At 69.9% G+C, this 14,483-nt stretch carries 13 protein-coding genes; 7 read left to right on the top strand and 6 right to left on the bottom strand.

All coding sequences use genetic code 11. The features are described 5' to 3' along the window. The first annotated feature begins 4 nt into the window (after positions 1 to 4). The 7 genes from HMPREF0321_RS14805 (at position 5) to HMPREF0321_RS06290 (ending at position 8,990) form a co-directional block, all read left to right on the top strand. Positions 5 to 592: a copper resistance CopC family protein gene (locus HMPREF0321_RS14805; RefSeq protein ID WP_006945096.1), complete on the top strand. Its 588-nt coding sequence runs from the start codon at positions 5 to 7 to the stop codon at positions 590 to 592. A gap of 407 nt (positions 593 to 999) precedes the next feature. Continuing rightward, entirely contained in the window at positions 1,000 to 2,061 is a 1,062-nt protein-coding gene (locus HMPREF0321_RS06265; protein ID WP_050786501.1) for a Dyp-type peroxidase, read from the top strand. Between the two features lie 219 nt (positions 2,062 to 2,280). Then, a complete protein-coding gene (locus HMPREF0321_RS06270) occupies positions 2,281 to 4,026 on the top strand; it encodes a pyruvate dehydrogenase (protein ID WP_040014610.1) in 1,746 nt (581 codons plus the stop codon). 259 nt (positions 4,027 to 4,285) lie between these two features. Then, positions 4,286 to 5,608: a hypothetical protein gene (locus HMPREF0321_RS06275; protein WP_006945057.1), complete on the top strand. Its 1,323-nt coding sequence runs from the start codon at positions 4,286 to 4,288 to the stop codon at positions 5,606 to 5,608. 116 nt (positions 5,609 to 5,724) lie between these two features. Beyond that, positions 5,725 to 6,246: a 2'-5' RNA ligase family protein gene (locus tag HMPREF0321_RS06280; RefSeq protein ID WP_006945158.1), complete on the top strand. Its 522-nt coding sequence runs from the start codon at positions 5,725 to 5,727 to the stop codon at positions 6,244 to 6,246. Positions 6,247 to 6,435: 189 nt separating this feature from the next. Further along, entirely contained in the window at positions 6,436 to 7,428 is a 993-nt protein-coding gene (locus HMPREF0321_RS06285) for a hypothetical protein (protein ID WP_006945018.1), read from the top strand. 272 nt (positions 7,429 to 7,700) lie between these two features. Continuing rightward, a complete protein-coding gene (locus HMPREF0321_RS06290) occupies positions 7,701 to 8,990 on the top strand; it encodes a lipase family protein (RefSeq protein WP_006945182.1) in 1,290 nt (429 codons plus the stop codon). A gap of 273 nt (positions 8,991 to 9,263) precedes the next feature. Here the strand turns inward: HMPREF0321_RS06290 and HMPREF0321_RS06295 are convergent, their stop codons facing one another. The 6 genes from HMPREF0321_RS06295 to HMPREF0321_RS06315 all read right to left on the bottom strand — a co-directional run bounded on the left by HMPREF0321_RS06295 (position 9,264) and on the right by HMPREF0321_RS06315 (position 14,433). After that, a complete protein-coding gene (locus HMPREF0321_RS06295; RefSeq protein ID WP_006945166.1) occupies positions 9,264 to 9,650 on the bottom strand; it encodes a hypothetical protein in 387 nt (128 codons plus the stop codon). Between the two features lie 161 nt (positions 9,651 to 9,811). Continuing rightward, complete coding sequence (locus tag HMPREF0321_RS16430) at positions 9,812 to 9,973, bottom strand: hypothetical protein (protein ID WP_006945173.1); 162 nt, start codon at positions 9,971 to 9,973, stop codon at positions 9,812 to 9,814. A 14-nt stretch (positions 9,974 to 9,987) separates the two neighbouring features. Next, positions 9,988 to 11,349 carry a threonine/serine exporter family protein gene (locus HMPREF0321_RS06300; protein ID WP_006945174.1) on the bottom strand — a complete coding sequence of 454 codons (1,362 nt, stop codon included), beginning with the start codon at positions 11,347 to 11,349 and terminating at the stop codon, positions 9,988 to 9,990. A 198-nt stretch (positions 11,350 to 11,547) separates the two neighbouring features. After that, complete coding sequence (locus HMPREF0321_RS06305) at positions 11,548 to 12,363, bottom strand: FAD:protein FMN transferase (protein ID WP_040014593.1); 816 nt, start codon at positions 12,361 to 12,363, stop codon at positions 11,548 to 11,550. A 40-nt stretch (positions 12,364 to 12,403) separates the two neighbouring features. Next, the gene (locus HMPREF0321_RS06310; protein WP_006945133.1) at positions 12,404 to 12,922 is read right to left on the bottom strand and encodes an FMN-binding protein; all 519 of its coding nucleotides are present in this window, start codon (positions 12,920 to 12,922) and stop codon (positions 12,404 to 12,406) included. 29 nt (positions 12,923 to 12,951) lie between these two features. Continuing rightward, positions 12,952 to 14,433: a ferric reductase-like transmembrane domain-containing protein gene (locus HMPREF0321_RS06315; protein ID WP_006945034.1), complete on the bottom strand. Its 1,482-nt coding sequence runs from the start codon at positions 14,431 to 14,433 to the stop codon at positions 12,952 to 12,954. Positions 14,434 to 14,483 lie beyond the last annotated feature (50 nt).

Here is a 14,483-nt window from a genome sequence, read left to right on the forward strand (position 1 = left end):
CACGATGAAGAAGACCTACGCCGCCCTCGCGCTCGCCACGACGATCGCGTTCGCGCCCGCCGCATCCGCCCACGACGAACTGACCGGCACGATGCCGAAGAACGGCGCGACGGTGACGAGCGCGCCGTCATCGCTCGAGCTGACGTTCGCCGAGAAGCCGCTCGCCGTCGGCAACCAGATCTCCGTCAAGGCACCGGACGGGTCGACGTCGAAGGCCACGCCGAAGGTCGACGGCAGCACCGTCAGCGCCCCGTTCGCCGGCCACGGTGACGGCGCATACACCGTGACGTGGCGCGTCGTCTCCAGCGACGGCCACCCCATCAGCGGGTCGTACACGTTCACGCTGAAGGGCGGCACGGCAAGCACTGGGGCGCCGTCGACGGCAGCGTCGTCCTCGGACGGCGCCGCGTCGTCGTCACCGCGCGCGACGGCCACGACGACGTTCGACTCGCCCGCTCCGTCACCCGCGGCGGAGGCGCACCAGGACGCTGACGGCAGCGCCGCGTGGAGCGTCATCGCCGCGGTGGCGGGTGTCGTCGTGGTGGTCGGCATCGGAGTCGCGCTCATGGCGCGGCGCCGTCGCGGCCAGTGAGCCTTCGCTGTCAGCGTCGTGACGATGCGCGGGGTGCCTCGACGGAGGTGCCCCGCGCGGGCCGCGGTCAGGACGAGGAGGGTTCAGGTGATGGTCCGTCACGCGTGGATCCGCAGTGCCCAGCCGGCCCAGGGGCGGCGACGGCCGGGGTGGCGCGCGAAGGTGGACGAAAATCGCAGAGGGGGACAGAAATCGCCGATGGGGGCGGGGCCTCGCGTCGGGGAGTGATCGCCGGGTCGTTCGCGAGCCTCGGTGCCGTTGCGCTCGCGGCGTGCGATCGCGCGGGGTCGGGAGCGTCTGCGTCAGGGGCTGGGCCAGGTTCTGGGGCGGTAGCTTCGGGATCCTCGAGTGCCTCGGCCCCTCAGGGCGCGCGTGCCAGCGCGTCGGCGCATCCGGCGCGCTGGCACGTGCCGAGCGGTGCGCCGCGTCAGTCGGGTGTGACGACGCAGCCCGGCACGCACGCGCACTGGATCGGCCTCGACCTCGCGCGCGATGCGATGAAGGACGACCTGCGTCGTGCGCTCGTCGTCGTCGACGACACCGCGTCGCGCTTCGTCGCGGGGTCGACGCCGCTGCCCGACGTCGCGCATGAACTCGCGTTCGATGCCGGCGGCGTCGCGATCGCCGTCGGCCTCGGGCCGCGCGTGTTCACGCTGCGCGGCATGAGGGCGAAGGCTCCGTCGTGGCTCGCGCCGATCCCGACGATGCCGATCGATCGGTTCGAGAAGCCTTGGGATCAGACGGATCTCGTCATCCAGATCGACGCGGCCAACCCCGTCGGGGTGAGTCACGCGGCGACGCAACTCGTCAGTGCGCTCAAGGGCATCGCGACGCCGCGCTGGCAGCAGCGCGGTTTCCACGCCGGCGCGCGCCCGGGCGATGCAGGTGTCACGCGCAATCTGTTCGGCCAGCTCGACGGGCAGGAGCAGCCAAACGTCGACGGCAACGAGGCCGACCGCGTGTGGAACGCCGCCACCACCGACGCGCCGTGGATGGAGGGCGTCACCGGCATGGTGATCCGCCGTATCCGCATGGACGTCGACGTGTGGCAGACGCTCGATCGTGCCTCCCAGGAGAACGTGATCGGCAGGCGGCTGACGAACGGTGCCCCGCTGACGGGCGCGTCACCGCACGACCCGATCGACTTGGAGGAGACCGACGAGCTCGGCCTCAGCGTCATCAACCCGGCGGCGCACGTGCCGCGGGCGCGGCCGGCGAAGACGGGGGAGCGCATCCTGCGCCGCCCCTATAACTACGAGGACGCGCGCGCCGACGGCACGAGCGACCGCGGGTTGATCTTCGTCGCGTTCTGTGCCGACGTGGCCGCGCAGTTCGTGCCGATCCAGCGCCGCCTCGCCGAGGCCGACCTGCTCAACACCTGGACGACGCCCATAGGCTCCGGTGTGTACCTGCTGCCGAGCGCCCCGCGGCCCGGAAAATACCTGGGCCAGAACATCGTCGAGGCGTGACGCGCGGCGTGCACCTTGTCGGCAGGGTGCCTGCGAATGCCTCTTTCGTCACGTCGACGGGTGCCGCGAGGTGTCGAAAGCCGCGGAATGACGGGGTTGTCAGTGGCGGATGCCAGAGTTCACATCGCAAACTCGTTGACGGGATCTGCCGCGCGTACTTGACTGAATCAAAACGTGTTCACGAACGAGGCGGCAGGTGCCGCCGGAGGAGTCAGCTCGATGAAGCTCGCCGATCAGATCGTCTCCCAGCTCCAGGCCGCCGGTGTGCGCCGCATCTACGGCATTGTCGGAGACAGCCTCAACCCCATCGTCGACGCCGTGCGCCGCACCGGCGGCAGCGCGAAGGGCGGCATCGACTGGATCCACGTGCGCCACGAGGAGGTCGCCGCCTTCGCCGCCTCCGCCGACGCGCAGGTGACGGGCGAACTCGCCGTCTGCGCGGGCTCCTGCGGCCCGGGCAACCTGCACCTCATCAACGGCCTCTACGACGCGAACCGCTCCGGCGCGCCCGTGCTCGCGATCGCGAGCCACATCCCGAGCGCGCAGATCGGGCAGGACTACTTCCAGGAGACCCACCCTGACCGTCTCTTCACCGAGTGCAGCGTCTACTCCGAGCTCATCTCGACGCCCGTGCAGAGCCCCCGTGTCGTGCAGGCGGCGATCCAGCACGCCGTCACGCTCAAGGGTGTCTCCGTCATCACGCTGCCCGGTGACATCGCCGACGAGCCCGCCACCTCCGACGTGACGCCCGTCGCCGTGCCCGAGCCGGGCGTGCTCGTGCCGTCGGCCGGAGTCGTCGAGAAGCTTGCCGCCGAGATCAACGCGGCGGAGAAGGTCGCCATCTTCGCCGGCGCCGGTGCCGCCGGGGCACACGACGAGCTCATGCGGCTCGCGAGCAAGGCCAAGGCGCCCGTCGGGCACTCGCTGCGCGGCAAGGACTTCGTGCAGTACGACAACCCGTTCGACGTCGGCATGACGGGCCTGCTCGGCTACGGCGCCGCCGCCGAGGGCATCGAGGACGCCGACCTCATGATCATGGTCGGCACCGACTTCCCGTACGACCAGTTCCTGCCCGACACGCGCACCGTGCAGATCGATGCGCGCGCCGAAGTGCTCGGCCGCCGCACGGCCGTCGACCTGCCGATCCAGGGCGACGTCAAGGCGACTCTCGACGCCGTGCTGCCGCTCGTCGAGGAGAAGAAGAACTCGAAGTTCCTCGACAAGACGCTCAAGAAGCATGAGAAGCTCATGGACAAGGCGGTGGGCGCCTACACCCGCAAGGTGGAGAAGCACACCCCCATCCACCCCGAGTACGCCGCGTCGCTGCTCAACGAGGCCCTCGCAGACGACGCGATCGTCACCGCCGACACGGGCATGTGCAACGTGTGGTCCGCGCGCTACATCCAGCCGACAGGCCGCAGCCGCCTCATTGGCTCGATGCTGCACGGCTCGATGGCCAACGCGCTGCCACAGGCCATCGGCGCCCAGTTCGCGCACCCCGACCGCCAGGTCGTCGCGATGTGCGGTGACGGCGGCTTGTCGATGCTCATGGGCGACATGCTGACGGCACGCGCCTACGACCTACCGCTGACGCTCGCCGTGTTCAACAACTCGACGCTCGGCATGGTCAAGCTCGAGATGCTCGTCGACAAGCTGCCCGACTTCGGCGTCGACGTGCCCGAGGTCAACTACGCCGCCATCGCTCAGGCGATGGGGTGGCACGCCATCCGCGTCGAGAACCCGAAGGACCTCGAGAAGGCGTACGCCGAGGCGCTCTCGCACAAGGGCCCGAGCCTCGTCGACATCGTCACCGACCCGATGGCACTGTCGATCCCGCCGAAGATCACGAGCGACCAGGTGTTCGGGTTCGCGACGGCCATGTCGCGCATCGTGCTCAACGGCGGTGCGGGCGAGGCCGTCGCGATGGGCCGCTCCAACCTGCGCAACATCCCGCGTAGCTGGTGACGGCGCTCCTCGCCGCCGGCTGAGGCGGGCGGCGAGGCCGAGGACGAGAGCGGTCGCGTCCTGTTGTGGCGCGCCGCACGGCGTGAGTGCCAAGCGAAATCTGTCTGGGTTCTGCGATTTCCTCCGGGTGACACTACAGGTGTAGTGTCACTGGATGGGGCCTGGGCAAGTACGGTTGAACCAAGGCCCGGCAGCTCGCCGCGACGCGAGCGGCTGGCCCCCACCAAACCGCCCGCATCCCGTCCTTCGGAGGAAGCCCATGGCGCAGCGTCTCGACGAGTCTGCTCCTGCACAGACCACCGCTCGCGAGCAGATCCGTCAGTTCGCCCCCCGCCTCATCGTGCTCGCGCTCATGTGCGTGCTCGTGCAGGGCCTCATGGGGCTGTCGTACATGGGTGCCTTCGGCAAGCCGGAGGCGAAGAAGGCGCCGTTCATCGTCGTCAGCCACACCGAGGGCAACGCCGGCTACATTGCGAACAAGCTCAACGCCATCGCCGGTCAGCCCGTGCTCGCGACGATCAGCACCGACGAGAAGGCCGCCATCGAGCAGGTGAAGAAGGACAGGGCCGTCGGCGTCTACGTCTTCAACCCGAGCAAGACGGAGAAGAACCCGAAGGACACGCTCTACTACGCCTCGGCTCAAGGCGCCTCGCGCGCTCAGGTGGCGCAGACCGTCGCGACGAAGACGTCACAGAACGCGAAGCGCGGCCTCGTCACGCATGACGTCGTCAAGGCTGCGCCCGACGACGCCCGCGGAACCGCCGCGTTCTATCTCGTCCTCGCCTGGATGGTCGGCGCCTACCTGCTTCCCGCGTCGATGACGACCGTCGTCGGCAACCGCTCGCACACCGCCATCGGGGCGCGCATGCGTCTGCTGCTGTTCGCCGCGTACGCGGTGCTCTCGGGCATCGTCGGCACCCTGGTGGCGCAGCACATGCTCGACGCGCTGCCCGGCCCGTTCTGGAAGATGTCCGCCATGGGCATGGCGCTCGTCTTCGCCGTCAGCACGTTCACGTTCGGCCTGACGTCGGCATTCGGTTCGCTCGGCGTGGGCCTCGCGATCCTGCTGTTCGTCATCCTCGGCAACCCCTCCGCCGGCGGTGCGTTCGCCTACGACGTGCTGCCCGAGCCGTGGCGCTCGGTCGGCCCGTACCTGCCGAACGGCGCGGGCGTCGACGCCGTGCGCTCGATCGCCTACTTCGGCGGCGTCGACCTCACCCGCCCCCTGTGGGTCGTGGCGGTCTGGGGCGTCGTCGGCCTGTGGATCCTGTTCATGATCGGCAACAACACGTACCGCTTCGCCCCGGGCGGCGTCGACGCGAGTGACGACGACGGCGTCGGCGCCGTCGGCGAGTTCGTCGAGCATCAACTCGGCCACCACCCGCCGCACAGGCAGGAGGGCGGGCGGGGGCCCGGCTACGAGCGCGAGTCGCGGGAGCGGGCGTCTGAGACCGCCTCGAACGATGACGTCGACGGCCGCGGCGACGCCGGCGACCGCACCGCGGAGCTTCCCCTGCGGCGCGACCGCCGCGAGCGTCACGACACCGCCGACCATCCCGGCGACGGCGACGCGCCGGCCTGACCGTCGCCGATCACAGGCCTGACGCGGCCCTGAGCGTCGCATCGAAACCACCTCTGGGGCTCAACCGGGCACCTAAGGGTGGTTTCTTCATCCTCTGGCCTCGGTAGCGTCGCGTCATGGCCGATTGTGCGCTCGAGTTGAGCTTCGACGAGCGCAGCGCCACCGCCGTCGAGGATCAGTGGCGGGCGCTGCGATTCCTCGGCCTGCCGTCGCAACTCGACCACCGTGGCATGACGAACGCGCCGCACCTGTCGCTCGTCGTCGCATCTGCGATTCCCGACGACGTGGTCGCCCGCGCCCGCGAGTTCTTCGCCGCCGCGTTGCCGATCCGTCTCGACGTGCGCGGCCTCATCGCGTTCGGCGCGGGCTCACGGGTGACGCTCGCGCACCTCGCCGAGCCGCCCCGTGCCGTCGTCGATGAGGTGACGGCGCTGCGTCAGGCGTCACCGCGCGTCCGCCACCCGGTGTGGACGCCGCACGTGACGCTCGGTCGGCGCATCCCGCGCGATCGACTCGGGGAGGCCATGGCCGCCGTCGACGCCCGCGGTGGTGAGCCGGCGCCTGACGTCCTCGTTGCCGACCGTCTGCGGTGGTGGGATCCCGCGACCGCGACGATCGACGTCCTCGCCCAAGCCTGACGGTGCACCCGGCCCCACGGAGCCCCCGCGGCACCCCTCAGAGCCGCCGGCATCGCCCGGAAACGCGTCATCCTCGACGCGTTTCCGGGCGATGATCCGCTGCTTTCGCTCCGCGGCCGACGGCTGCTCGTCTCACGGGTCGGCGCGCGAATCGAGGGTTCATGAGGTGCGGGCCTAGCCTCGATCGTCATGAGCGCCCATGCCGAACGCACCTTCGCCGACCTCGTCACCGACGAACGTGAACTGCTGCTGTTCGCCATGACGCCGCCGCGCGCGACGACGAGTGCCGAACGTGCGCAGGAGATCGCCGACGCGACCCTCACGCGTCTCGACGGCCTCGACGTTGACGCGCTCATCCTCTACGACCTCGACGACGAGTCGGATCGCACCGACGACGACCGACCGTTCCCCTACCTCGAGACGATGGACCCGGCCGACTTCCTCGCCGGCCCGCTCGCCGGGTGGGGTGGTAACGCGATCGTCTACCGCTGCGTCGGCAAGTACGACGAGGCGCAGCTGCGCGACTTCCTCACCTCACGCCGTCAGGGTGACGCGACCGTCTTCGTCGGCGCCAGTTCGTCCGACAAGCCGGTGCGGACGAGCCTGCCGCGCGCCGTCGACCTCGCCGCCGAGCACGAGCACGTGACGCTCGGCGGGGTCGTCATCCCCGAACGCCACGCACGCACCAGCGCCGAGCACGAACGGCTGCTGCGCAAGCAGGATTCGGGTGCGGCGTTCTTCGTCAGCCAGGTCGTCTATGACACCGGTGAGGCGAAGAACACGATCAGCGACTACGCCTACGCCTGCGCCGAGCGGGGCATCCGACCGGCGCGCCTCATCTTCACGCTGTCGCTGTGCGGCTCGGAGAAGACCCTCGACTTCCTCGAATGGCTCGGCGTCGACGTGCCCCGCTGGGTCGGCAACGAACTGCGCCGCAGCCACGACACCCTCGAGGCGTCCTACGAGCACTGCCTCGCCGCCGCGCACGAACTCGCACGTTTCTGCCGCTACCTCGACGTGCCGTTCGGCTTCAACATCGAGAGCGTGTCGACGCGCCGCGTCGAGATCGACGCGACGGTGCAGCTCGCCCAAGATGTCGCCCGGGTGCTCGGACGCGGCGCCGGCGGCGAAGCCGAGGTGCCGCCGCAGGAACGTCAACCGGAATCGGCGTTCGGCGCCTGACGGGGCCTGGCCGGGCGGCTCGGCGATCTGATCGCGCGTGAGGGGGTTTCGGCTCTGGAACCGCACAACCAGCCGCGCCGGGGTGGGCTTTTCGGCCTGCGGGGCTTCCATTCGTGACGCGCGGCTCAGGATCCCGCACCTCGGTTACGCTCGCGTAACTTTTGGCACGTCATTCCCCAACCGTTCCCGCGAAAAGATACTGTGTGGTAGGTCACATCGCGTGGCCGCTCCCTGCTGGTCCCCGGAAAACCCTGCCGCCCGAAGGAACCCCCATGCGCCGAAACCGTCTCGCCGCCGTCGCTCTCACGTTCGCCGCCACCTCCACCGCCTGCGTCACGACGATGGCTGCAGCGCCCGCCGCCCAGGCCGGCACCGCAACCTTCTACACCGCGCCCGCCAGCGTCCCGGCCACGCCCGGCACCCTCATCAAGAGTGAGCCGTTCTTCACCGGCCTCGGCGTCTACGGCAAGACGACGCGCATCATGTACTCGACACGCGACACGAACGACAAGCCGACCGCCGTCACCGGCGCCTACATCGAGCCGTGGGCGAAGTGGGCGGGCCCGGGCCCGCGTCCCGTCGTCAGCTTCTCCGTCGGCACGATCGGCCAGGGCGACCAGTGCGCGCCGTCGAAGATGCTCGCCACCGCGCTCAACCTCGAGGTTCCCGGCTCGATCGGGCTCAACTACGAGACGACCGCGATGAACAACCTGCTGTCGAAGGGAGTCGCCGTCGTCGTCACCGACTACGTCGGCCTCGGCATGAACGACCGCGTCCACAGCTACATGAACCGCGCCGACCAGGCCCACGCTGTTCTCGACGCGGCGCGCGTCGCGCGCAAGGTGCCCGGCGCGAGCGTCAAGGCCGACTCCAAGGTCGCGACGTACGGCTACTCCCAGGGTGGCGGCGCTTCCGGCGCGGCCGTCGAAGCCGCTCCCGCGTACGCGCCGGAGCTGAACGTCGCAGCCGCCTACGTCGGCGCGCCACCCGCCGACCTCAACTCGGTGCTCTCCGGCGTCGACGGCAGTCCGATCGCCGGCGTCATCGGATACATCATCAACGGCGCCTTCAGCGAGTACCCGGCGCTGCAACAGATCGTCGACGACAACTTCAACGGCAACGGCAAGGCGATGCTCGCGAAGACGAGCGGGCAGTGCACCGCCGACACCGTCCTCGCGTTCGGTGGCAAGAAGACGTCGCAGTACACGAAGACGGGCGAATCGCTCGCGCAGATCGTCGCGCGCGAACCGGCGCTCTCCGAATTCATCGACGCCCAGCGCATCGGCCGCCTCAAGCCGACGGCTGCCGTGCGCGTGGCGACGGCGAACGCCGACGACCTCGTCACGCACAGTCAAGCCCGCCAGCTCGCAGTCGACTGGTGCGGCAAGGGCTCCAACGTCACGTACGCGCCGCTGAGCAACCCGAGCACGGGCACCAAGTCGATTCTCAACCACCTCGCCCCGTACATCACCGACCAATCGGCCGCGCGCGACTGGGTCGTCGACCGTCTCGCGGGCAAGCCCGCGACGTCGAACTGTGGTTCCATCGCCGGGATGCCGTGACACCGGGACGCCGTGCGATCTGACGCGTGATCGACGAACCGCCCGAGAATCCTCGTGATTCCGGGCGGTTCGTGCGTACCGGCCCGTCCGGCCCGCACCCGGCCGCCGGGCAATGTGAGCAGCGTGCTTGGCGGGGCCCGCACTTTCCGTCGTGTCGGGGGCCGCATGGAGCGCGCAGGGCTGACACTGCGGCGTGTTTCACGTGAAACACCGCAGCCCCCGTCTCGTCGACGGGGGCTGCGGTGTTGCGCTCGACGTTGAGGTCGAGACGCGTCAGTGCGTGCCGCGCTCGATCAGCGTTCGGTGGATGATCGAACCCGCGCCGATGCCGATGGCCAGCGCGGAGAAGAACGCACCCATGGCCGGGTACTTGAGGAAGATGACGGGCGAGAGTGCGACCAGCACGAGGCAGATCGCCGCCATGCCGGCCGGCGGCAGCTTGAGGAATGTCTTGTATGCCGCGAACCCGAGGACGTTGCCGAGCAGCCAGCCGGCGAGGGGGTCGATCAGCCAGCTCGGCTCGGGCAGCAGACCCTTCTCGGGCTGGAAGATCCACAGCAGCAGGATGAGCACGCCGAGGGCCGTGACGTCGATGGCGACCCAGGCGGCGGTCGGGAACGTGAAGTCGTCGTCGCGACGCTCCGTGGGTGAGGTGCTCATGCCAGACCTTTCAGCGTGGACTCTCGGCGAGGTCGACGGGCGTCGACGTCGAACGTCAGCGCGTCGGCAGACACGCGTTCCTTCATTTTCCCCGCAACGGCGCATCCGGCGCCACCGATTCGGTCAGATTGGTGCCGGATAGCCTGCCCTGGGCAGGGCTATCAGCCCCCGCGCCGCATCTGCATGACGATGAAGCACGTGACGCCGACGACGATCGCGAGCACGACGGCGAGGGAACCGCCCGACAGGCGCGCGAGTGCGATGCCCAGTGCGACACCGCACAGGGCGAGGAGAAAGGCGCGCAGGCGCGGGGACGACGTCATCGCTCCAGCGTAGATCAGGCGGGCGGGTTGGGACGGCGGCGGCGGCGGGTGCGTCGGATCGTGACGCGAAGCCCGCGCGCGGCGCTCGTGCCGAACACGAGCCCGAGAGCGATCCCGACGATGGCGCCGGAGGCATTCGTCGCCGTCTTCCACGACTCATGCGGGTCGATGGCGAGCTGAGTGACGCTGACGAGCCCCAGCGAGCCGGGCACGAGCAGCCAGAAACTCGGCAGGAACAACACCATGCGCGGCAGCGTCGGGCGGGCGAGCGCCATCACCCATGCGCTGAAGGCGGCGATGAAGGCGCCCGCGCACGCGCCGGCCCAGGCGGGGTAGGCGAGCCAGTTCTGGATCGACCACTGCGTCGCGTACGTCAGCGTCGTCACGGCGAGCACCCAGGGTGCGAGGCGCCGCGGCACCGACTCCATGAGGCAGATGCCGATCGTCACCGCCCCGAGGCCGATGAACCCGGCGAGCGGGCCCAGCTCGTCGACGCGGGTGTTGACGAAGGCGCTGCTCGGCGCGTGCGTCAGCAGGCTCGCGCCGGCGACGCCTGCGGCGAACATGACGAGTTGCGCCGTGCCGTGCGCGAGGCGTGCGGCGCCGCTGACCATGGCGCCGGCGACGAGTTCGCTGAGGCCCGTGACGATGAGGGCGCCCGGCAGCAGCACCGCGACGGGTGGCAGCATCGTGCGCAGCGGACTGGCGACGAGACCGGCGTCGAAGGCGGCGAACGCGGCGGCCGCGACGATGAACCCGGCGAACAGCGGAAGCAGTGCCGCCGGGACGAGACGACGGCCCGTCAGGCGGATCAGGGCGACGGTGACGGGGCTCGCCAGGGCCGCGAACAGCACGCTCGGCCAGGTCGGTTGGAGGATTCCGGCGATGCCCGCTGCGACGACGAGGCCGCCGAGGTACATGCCGACGACGGGAAAGCGGGCGCGTTGTCTCCGTAGGCCGCGCAGCGTGGCGAGGGCGTCCGCAGGTGTCAGTGACCCCATTTCCAGACCGTGCTGGATCGCGGCGACACGCGCCGTCTGATCGAGTCGCAACGAACCCTCGACGGACTCGAACGTCGCCGGCTCACCATGGCCCAGCCCCAACGTCACGCCGTTCGGATTGGCCTGCATCTGCACGCCGGGCAGCCCGATGGCGCGGGCGGCGCGCACGACGTCCTCCTCGGCCTCGTGCGCCCCCGCACCGGCAGCCATGTGAGCAGCTGCGAGATAGACGAGCAACTGACGCGTCTGCGCGGGCGTCATGCGGTCGTCAGCGGGGGGCGCGACCCCTGACGTGACACCCGGCGAAACCCCCGTCGCGGCGTCGGGAGTGCGCGAGGTCGGCGGCGTGGGGTCAGACGGGATGGGCGAGCTCACCCGGCGATCCTAGAGCCGGGAAGGCACCGTGAGTTCCAGAGCGGCCTCCCGCCTCGTCGTTGCGCCGTCGCCGCGCTCGAGGCCATCTGGCCCGTACCGGTCGGCTGTTCCTGTGCCCTTCTGCGATTTCCGTGCCCCTTTACTGTCAGTGCTCGACTTGTTCACCAAAGGTGAAGGTGGACGAGAATCACAGAGGTGTCAGCACTGCAGGTGCGCGATGCGGTAGCTGGCGGCCATGCGGCTGAAGGCGAGGGCGTCGGGGTCGAGGAAGCAGGCGGTGGCCCACACGTCGGCCCAGACCAGATCCGGCCCGACGACGGTGACGCTCGCACACCCGCTCCCGTGCCCCATCGGCGATTCCTGTTCTCTTCTGCGATTTTCGTCCACATTCGTCCTCGGGTCGACGATGTGGGCGCCACGCTGCGCGGTGCCCGACGTCGCCAGCGCGCCCTGCGTCAGCTCGATCGTCGCGACGACGCCCGCCGCGTCGCGCGGGTCGCTGATGCCGACGCGCCACACGCGTTCGATGCTTGCACTCGCGCCCGGCCCCGCGTCGCACGTCAGGTCACCGCCGGCGTTGAGGCAGAATACGATTCCCGGGACGGCGCGCAGGACGTCGGCGGCGCGTTCGACGGCAAAACCCTTGACGAGGCCGGTCGGGTCGTACCCGCGGCTGCCGTCGGGCCCGACGAGGTCGGTCGTGAACAGGCCATTCGTGACGGTCGCGGCTTCGTCGCACAACGCGCGAACGTCTGCGTACCAGGGGTCCGCCTCGGTCTCGTCGAGCTCGCCGCGTCGAATACGCATGAGGTCGCTGTCGGCGCGGTAGGTCGAGAACACGTCGTCGGCGCGGTGCAGGGCGGCGAAGGCCCGGTGGGCTGCGTCGGCCAGTTCGTCTGTGCGTGAGTCGAACTCGTCGTGTGCGACGCGAATATGGAGCGAGACGGCCATGCCCATCGTGTGTTCGACGAACGCTCGGGTGCGCCACGTCGGTTCCGGGGTGGTGGGCGTCATGATCTCTTCTCGCGTCGAAGCCGTCGTTGTCATCGCGGGCTCAGATGTGGGCCTGGTCGAGTGCCGACTGCAGGCTCTGGATGTAGCCGGTCGAGGTGTACGTCGCGCCGGAGACCATGTCGATCGAGCTCGTCGTCGTGCCCGTCGCCTCGGAGTTGAGCGTCGGGATGGCCACGGAGTTGATCTCCTGATCGCGCGAGTTCTCGCTCGGGTAGACGATGGCCTCCGACGAGGTGACCTTTCCGTTCGCGACGGTGATGCGCACCTGCACCGGCCCCCAACGCGTGTCGACGCTCGTGCCCGTGTAGGTCGCGGACTTCGCCGAGCTGGACGTCGAAGCCGAGGCCGCGGGCGTCGAACCCGAACCGGTGCCGGACCCCGACGTCGTCGTCTGCGTCGATCCCGCTTCGCTCTGGCCTGTCGCGGTGTTCTGCTGCACCGTAACGGTGTTCGACGCCCCAGCCCCGCCGGCTGCGACTGCCTCGGTCGACGTGCGGTAGCTGAACAGCAGCACGAGCAGCGTCAGCGTGCTCATGGCCCACCAGGTGATGCGTTTCATGATCGTCCTCGCTCAGTAAGTCAGTAGGTTCAGTAGGTGAAGTGCTCGACGTGGATCTGCTCGCGCGGCACGCCGATCTCGCGCAGCGCTCGCTCGACCGCGCGCATCCACCCGGCTCCGCCGCAGACGTAGACGTCGCGTTCGCGCACGTCCGGGCAGGCGAGCAAGAGGGCGTCGGCGTCGCTGAGGTGACGGTGATCCTCGGGCAGCCAGCTCTCACGGCCGGGGATGCGGTGGCCACGCAGCACGATGTATTGGCCACCGCGCGCGGCGGTGACGGCCTCGATCTCGTCGTCGAGCACGAGGTCGTCGTCGGTGCTGTGACGGTGGATGACGGTCGCGTCGAGCCGCCCCGTCGCGGGGTCGCTCGGCAGTTCGTCGAGCAGGGCGCGTAGCGGCGTGATGCCGATTCCGGCGCCGATGAGCAGCGACGTCCGGGTGCGCGCCGCACCTGCGTGCATGCGGCCGTACGGTCCTTCGACGAGGACGCGCGTCCCCGGCGTCAGCGTCGACAGGCGGCGTGAGCCGTCGCCGATCATCGCGGCGGTGAAGCGTAGCTCGACCTGCCCGTCGTCCCTCACGCGAGGCGCGGCGGACAACGAGTACGGGTTCGCGCGCGTCACGCCCGGCCCGCCGAAGCGCCACTGCAGGAACTGGCCGGCGCGCGCGTCGAGCGCGGCCGTGGCACGCCCCACGGCACTGACGTTGACGACGCCGGGCGCGATCTCCTCGACGCGCGTCACGCGCAGGCCGGCGCGCTGGGTGCGCGCGAGCGGCAGCAGCACACGGAACACGATGACGGTGAGCGCCACCGCCGCGTACAGGGCCCACCAGAACGCCGTCGCGACGGGCGAGGCGAGGAAGTCGCGGCCCGTCCACAGCTGGTGCGGCAGGGCCAGACCGACGCCGAGGTAGGCGTACAGGTGCAGCAGATGCCAGCTCTCGTAGCGCAGCGCGCGCGAGCGCGGGGACCGAGTCGCGCTACCGGGGCGCAGCGGTTTGATGCTGGTGACGACGACGAGGCACAGCGCGACGGTTCCGGCCAGGGCGAGCAGCATCGCCGGGTAGGTGAGGGTGAAGTCGACGATCTGCCCCCAGATGCTCTGGTGCGCGTCGGCGGCGTAGCCGAGCGTGATGAGGGCGATGTGGGCGAGCATCAGCGTGAAGCTCGAGAAGCCGACCCAGCGGTGCAGGCGCGTCAGCCCATCCTGCCCGAAGGCCTGCTCCACGAACGGAACTCGCGCCATGAGCAGCACCTGCAGCAGGAGCAGGTAGCTCGCGATCAGACCCGTGAGGCGGCCCGATTCGTCGAGGACGCCCGACGTGGACGTCAGGCCGGCGATCCCGCCGTTCGTCACCCACAGGGCGACGACGAACAGGCCGAGGCCCCAGGCGACGACGATGCTCGCGTCATGCCACCAGGAGGGGATGACGCGCGGTTCGCGTGGTGCCGCGACGGCGGAGGCGCCGAGTCTGTTCGGTGTCGGCGGCATGGTGACCTGCGTGCTCATGACGCCACTGTCCCTCCCTCACTTCACCACCCCGTATGGCGTCGCTGTGA

This window comes from Dermacoccus sp. Ellin185 (assembly GCF_000152185.1).
In the GTDB taxonomy this organism is placed as follows: Bacteria; Actinomycetota; Actinomycetes; order Actinomycetales; family Dermatophilaceae; genus Dermacoccus; species Dermacoccus nishinomiyaensis.

Coding starts and splice junctions, on each gene's coding strand:
- HMPREF0321_RS16430 (WP_006945173.1), bottom strand. CDS start 9,973: ATGACGTCGTCCCCGCGCCTGCGCGCCTTTCTCCTCGCCCTGTGCGGT.
- HMPREF0321_RS06310 (WP_006945133.1), bottom strand. CDS start 12,922: ATGAAACGCATCACCTGGTGGGCCATGAGCACGCTGACGCTGCTCGTG.
- HMPREF0321_RS06275 (WP_006945057.1), top strand. CDS start 4,286: ATGGCGCAGCGTCTCGACGAGTCTGCTCCTGCACAGACCACCGCTCGC.
- HMPREF0321_RS06270 (WP_040014610.1), top strand. CDS start 2,281: ATGAAGCTCGCCGATCAGATCGTCTCCCAGCTCCAGGCCGCCGGTGTG.
- HMPREF0321_RS06290 (WP_006945182.1), top strand. CDS start 7,701: ATGCGCCGAAACCGTCTCGCCGCCGTCGCTCTCACGTTCGCCGCCACC.
- HMPREF0321_RS06285 (WP_006945018.1), top strand. CDS start 6,436: ATGAGCGCCCATGCCGAACGCACCTTCGCCGACCTCGTCACCGACGAA.
- HMPREF0321_RS06280 (WP_006945158.1), top strand. CDS start 5,725: ATGGCCGATTGTGCGCTCGAGTTGAGCTTCGACGAGCGCAGCGCCACC.
- HMPREF0321_RS06295 (WP_006945166.1), bottom strand. CDS start 9,650: ATGAGCACCTCACCCACGGAGCGTCGCGACGACGACTTCACGTTCCCG.
- HMPREF0321_RS06305 (WP_040014593.1), bottom strand. CDS start 12,363: ATGACGCCCACCACCCCGGAACCGACGTGGCGCACCCGAGCGTTCGTC.
- HMPREF0321_RS14805 (WP_006945096.1), top strand. CDS start 5: ATGAAGAAGACCTACGCCGCCCTCGCGCTCGCCACGACGATCGCGTTC.
- HMPREF0321_RS06315 (WP_006945034.1), bottom strand. CDS start 14,433: ATGAGCACGCAGGTCACCATGCCGCCGACACCGAACAGACTCGGCGCC.